This is a genomic window from Ruegeria sp. BHSA163, assembly GCF_059613365.1.
Map to the genome: position 1 here is coordinate 1 of NZ_JBXWSJ010000113.1, position 5043 is coordinate 5043.

Annotated in this window: 6 protein-coding genes; 1 reads left to right on the forward strand and 5 read right to left on the reverse strand. The window is 51.5% G+C overall.

What is annotated here, in order from left to right; all coding sequences use genetic code 11:
- Positions 1-415: 415 nt before the first annotated feature.
- Positions 416-1357: a hypothetical protein gene (locus AC2FNV_RS23300; protein WP_170611172.1), complete on the reverse strand. Its 942-nt coding sequence runs from the start codon at positions 1355-1357 to the stop codon at positions 416-418.
- Positions 1358-1601: 244 nt separating this feature from the next.
- On the reverse strand, positions 1602-2222 hold the full coding sequence (locus AC2FNV_RS23305; protein ID WP_170611175.1) for a winged helix-turn-helix domain-containing protein: 621 nt from the start codon (positions 2220-2222) through the stop codon (positions 1602-1604).
- A gap of 20 nt (positions 2223-2242) precedes the next feature.
- Between AC2FNV_RS23305 and AC2FNV_RS23310 the strand changes: the two genes are divergently transcribed.
- Complete coding sequence (locus AC2FNV_RS23310) at positions 2243-2530, forward strand: hypothetical protein (protein WP_496774695.1); 288 nt, start codon at positions 2243-2245, stop codon at positions 2528-2530.
- 147 nt (positions 2531-2677) lie between these two features.
- Here AC2FNV_RS23310 and AC2FNV_RS23315 read toward each other — a convergent pair whose 3' ends face one another.
- The 3 genes from AC2FNV_RS23315 to AC2FNV_RS23325 form a co-directional block, all read right to left on the reverse strand.
- Positions 2678-3178 carry a GNAT family N-acetyltransferase gene (locus tag AC2FNV_RS23315; RefSeq protein ID WP_170608883.1) on the reverse strand — a complete coding sequence of 167 codons (501 nt, stop codon included), beginning with the start codon at positions 3176-3178 and terminating at the stop codon, positions 2678-2680.
- 163 nt (positions 3179-3341) lie between these two features.
- A complete protein-coding gene (locus AC2FNV_RS23320) occupies positions 3342-4286 on the reverse strand; it encodes an adenylate/guanylate cyclase domain-containing protein (RefSeq protein ID WP_170608900.1) in 945 nt (314 codons plus the stop codon).
- 306 nt (positions 4287-4592) lie between these two features.
- On the reverse strand, positions 4593-5043 hold a 451-nt coding region (locus AC2FNV_RS23325), incomplete at its 5' end, for an SDR family NAD(P)-dependent oxidoreductase (RefSeq protein ID WP_496774700.1).

Here is a 5043-nt window from a genome sequence, read left to right on the forward strand (position 1 = left end):
ATGCATGGGCACAAGAAATCGCAGTTGCAAGTTTCCATGTACTCGCCTTCGATATGCCAGCCAGCCATAATCAATCCTCCCTGAATATTGAGAGTATGTCACAACTTTTGACTTCACGCACCTTTGGCAATCAATGACCGCTAAGTCCGCAAACCGGTCGTAGCCAAGATTTGGGAGAGCGACCGCTTTCGGTGAGAGCGGTCGTTCCTGGTCGAAAGTCTGAGTTTTCTGGGTTGAACGTCCGCTCAAAGCCGCTAACCGGTCATCTGAGTAAATCAGTCAGGTGACTGCGTTGAGCCCAAACCTGACCTTCTATCCCGCTTCTATCGCTCAAGCCTATTGCACCTCACAACGCACCGGTACGAGACGACGTGTCCATGGCCGCTAAGTCTACGGAGTTGTCATAACAGTACGTTTAGCGATACGGAGTTACGTAAACCATTGTGGCTGGGTTCAAATCATCATTCGGGTCCGTCAAGATGCCTTCTGGAAAGGATACTGAGATTGACCGATCTGTCGTGTCCATGCAAAGCATATGATTGTTGTCTCCGTCACCCAGGTTGGCCAGCGCGATCGGCTTCACTTCACGACGGGTCCCATCGGGCGCCTCGACGGTGATCGTATATTGATCGCGCTCTACCTCACCTGGTTCGCTACCATCTTTCAGCGTCACACCACCCTCCCACGTGACACGGACCGCCTGAACTATACCTTCCGTCGGGCAGAGGCTGCCTCTGACGCGACGCGGACCCAAAGTGCCGACTAATGTCCAGTCCTCCACGACTTCGGCCAAAACAATCGACGGCCCGTCTTCTAAGGGTGTCACCGACACACTAGCCCCCCGAAAATCTAGCTTCCCGTCGATCGACCGCAAATGTCCGACAACGTCGACTCTAACCGGTGGGTCACTGTCAGCGGGTCCCAATTGCCCTATCAAAAGAACCGTGCGCAACTCACCAGGGTCTGTGGCAGGCAGCACCGACACGCAGTGCATCGTCCCAGACGCGCCCGACCGGGTTGTGACTTTAAAGTCCCCTGCCTGCATCGTCGAGATGTCTACCTCAGTCGAAAAGATCACGGGCATTCCGGTGTTGCCCTCAGACCCTCTGCAAATCACATTGGAGACGCGTGGCAGTGCGTCAAGCCCGTGGAAGGCCGAGAGGAGTTTAGCGGATTTTCCATTCACCTCTCTAGGCAGGCCAGCATCTGCCGTTGAATCAAAGAGGTCGCGATTGGATATGTTGCCAGTCCAAGACCCCGGTCCATACATTATGAACCAAACAACACTGGCGCTGATTGCCGCCGTCACACATAGCAAGCCGCTGATTTTGGTCCGCTTAGAAATACCCTTGATCATACAAGTTACCTCCGCACGTGTGGGTCGCGGATTCAATTCTTACCGTGAGCGTCCTGACCCTAGAAGAACAGTCTGAGTAGAAACCGCAGGAGTATGGCCGCTCCGAGCCCCAAGCCGCCGATCTACAATGGCATTTTGACAGAGGTTGAACACGGCAATTAGTCGAGACCCGCTAGGACCAGATGCTCCAAGTAATGCGCCTTCTCTTCCGGAACAGCATAGGCCACAAAATCCCGAACATGGGTCAGGTTATAGCCAGAACTGGCGCGTTTATCCGCCCACCGGCGCGCCGAACTGATCCCTCGGCGATGTACTGAACACCCAAAGCACGAGCAATCTCGTCGGGTCTCTCCGATGCACCGCGAAAAGTGAAACTTGAATGACGAGCAATTACGAAAAGCTCATCATATCTTGATAGTTCGGTGATAATGTCGTCGGTGATTCCACCTGAGAAGTAGCTTTGCTCGGGATCGCCCGAAAGATTTTCAAACGGCAGAACTGCCAAAGATGGCCTGTCTATTGTGACGCCCGAAATTAAAGCCTGTGAAATTTCCACCGCACCTTGGAAACGAAAACCCCTACGTGGAACTGTTTTTATCAGGCGTTGCTTGCTGCCGCTGTCGCCGAGAGCCACTCTTGCCGCATTGATGGCGCTTGAGATGGCAGAATCCGAAACGATCCGCCCATTCCAAACATTTTCGATAAGGTCTTCGCGCGACACAAGTTGTCCGGGATGCGTCGCCAGCCAGACAATCAAATCCAATACCTTTGGCTCTAAAGGGATTGGGACGCCATCCTTATTAAGTTCCCCCCGAATTGGATCTAGCAGAAAACCGGCAAAAGAAAGGGCGTGCTGAGTACTCATAGATTGGATTCACCACAGCTATGAACGGTTTGGCAAGATGTCTGGACAAAACGACAAGAGTTCCCGGTCAACGTCCCAAAGAACTGCACCTCTATGCATGCAAGATTAACACATCGCCGGATCACCCGGCAGTGACAGGAGTAATCGAGATGACACGCGACGAATATATCTTCAAGAACGCGCCCCAAATCGCCGAGCAAAGAATCCGCGCTGCAAGGGTGCTTCAGGCAAAGGAAGCTGAACGCAGGTGGAAAAGAGCGCTCGCGGAAATCAAAGGTTGGGGCATTCGAAGTATGCACGGACTCTAAGATGCCAATTCCAAGCCTTCGTGAAAGAAACATTCGCTCGGCATGAAGCCCTGCAGCCAACGACGGCTTTGTCTGCGGAACAGCCGTTCAGATGGTCGCGTCGCGTGGCGTTGTAGCCAACGACCGCATCGAGCCCGCACCCATTGCTTAAGCCTTCGATAAATTCATCATCATTTCATGCCACTGAATCCCTCCATGCGCTGATGCCGAAGGCTGTATGTACCTATATCCAAACTTCTCATAGAGAGGAATGTGGTGCTCTTTGCACATGAGGTGGATGATTTCTTTGTTTGCGTTAGTCATACGCTCCACAAACTCAGACATGAGTGCAGTAGACAAACCTTGGCCCTGATATGCCGGATCAACCACTACCGACATAATTACAACGTTGGGCGCAGTCGAGTCATGCCCGATGAGCTCCTTGAAATCTTCGTTAGACATTTCAACGTCATATGCGCAGCCACTGTTGATGAAGCCAGCAATTTCTTTATCAACTTCTAGAACTAAAAACCCCTCAGGATACTCGGCAATCCGCTTCGATATTGTCTTAAGCGTGGCAGCTTCGTCGCCATCGTAGGCTGTCGTTTCCACATCAAAGCAGCGTTTTGCGTCTGATGGCATTGCACTGCGAAATATTCGGGCATCCATGTTCTTCACCAATCCGCGAGCAAATCGCCGATGACGACATTCGACAGTTGAATACAGATCCCGTTGGCAATGAACAGCGGCTTTGTCAGTACCGCAAACATATCTCGAGATAAATTGAGCTGTCGCATCGGACCAAGTTCTGACATTAAAGTTTCAATTATCCTCAGTCACGCCAATTTAGAAGCCGAATTTGGTGGCTGCCATCAAGCCCTTTCAAAGATACAAGTTGAGGGTCAGAGAAAGACAAATCGAAGTCTGCACCAACTACGGCATGAGTAGTGTCTGACACGCAAATTTCCCCTTGTTCGGCGGCTTCGGTTACCCGAGCCGCTTTGTTTACGACGTTCCCAAAAAAATCATCGTTAGATCGCACAACGTCGCCTGTATGCAGTCCTACCCTAAGGCTTAACTTTGGTTCGGTATTCTGCTTGAGCATTTCGGTTTGAATGGTTTTTGCCGCGGTTAATGCAGCCCGTGCCGAAGCGAAGCTGGACATAGTTCCATCGCCCAACGACTTCACAAACTCTCCACCATTGGCCTCGATGACATTTCTTAGATTGTCAAAATGTGAAGCGACCAGTCTAGACCAAGCGAGGTCTCCTATTGCTTCGACAATCGGTGAAGAATTCACGATGTCAGTAAACATTATTGATGCCAAACCCTCAGCCTGACCAATGTTGAAACCTTCTTCGACAGAATCAAGAAGATCTTGGATCGCGGTGTGTTTGTGGCCAATCGAAGTTTCATTTGGCGATGGGAGAGATGCGTGGCGATGCACAATCTTCCAAAGTCCGTGTTCAAGCGCGAAAATCAGAGTGGTGCGAAAGGTTACTGGATCAGGTAATCCTCGAAACCTGAACCGGTTGGCGAACAAAGACCAGCCGATGTCTCCTGACTCATATGCTTCAGCAAGGAGCTCTTCCCTATCCAGTATATCAGGAACTTCTTCAAAATGACGCCCGATCGCTTCTCGAACCGCTGGGCCGAGCCAAAGCTCTCCATCAGCTGAACCAACAAAGCGCAGTTCAGAAGATTCAGATAGGTAGTTTTTGAGTTCGGCTTCATTGCGGGCGACCATTGCCTTATACCAGCGTCGTGAAACCGACATAAGTTCTGGGGACTCTTTAAGCATATTTGGAGAGTATTTGACGTGAAAAACTATTACTAACGCAAAAGCATTTTGCGCAGATCAAGGCGCAGGCTTCAACAGACATGTCTGAGATGCTCCGAATTAGTAGAAACATTTTGAGCGTAGTTTAACGGAGTCTAACGCTCAAGTTAATGACTGCTACATCCGCAAAATGGCACTTCGACTTACCTGAAGCGAAGGTCCGTACCGAGCCCACACCGACCGATGTTACAGAGCGCATGAAAGCCGGCGAAGAACCTGAGTCGTTCATTCGCGCCTCGCCGTTTACCGCATCACTCTGCCACCATCGAAAGGGATTGTCTGACCAGTAACGAAACCGGCAGCATTCGACGCCAACATCAAGACAAATGCCGATGTTTCCTCGTAGGTTGTCAGCCGCTTGAGCGGCACGCTATTGGCCGCTTGCGCAACCTCTTCAGGCGTGAACAACTCCCGCACCAATTCGCTATCGACGAAACCCAAAGCGACGGCGTTCACGTTGACGTAGGGTCCCAACTCCAGTGCCATCGATTGCGTCAGCATGTTCAACCCCGCCTTCGAGGCCGCATAGTTGGCGTTTCCCGACCGTGCTACGACTGCCGAAGTGGCCGAGATGTTGACGATCCGGCCTCGTTTGGCAGCGACCATGTGACGGCCAACAGCTTGCGAGACGAGAAAGGGGCCTTTCAAATTGACATCCACGACCCGATCCCAATCGCGCTCACGCATTTCGAGG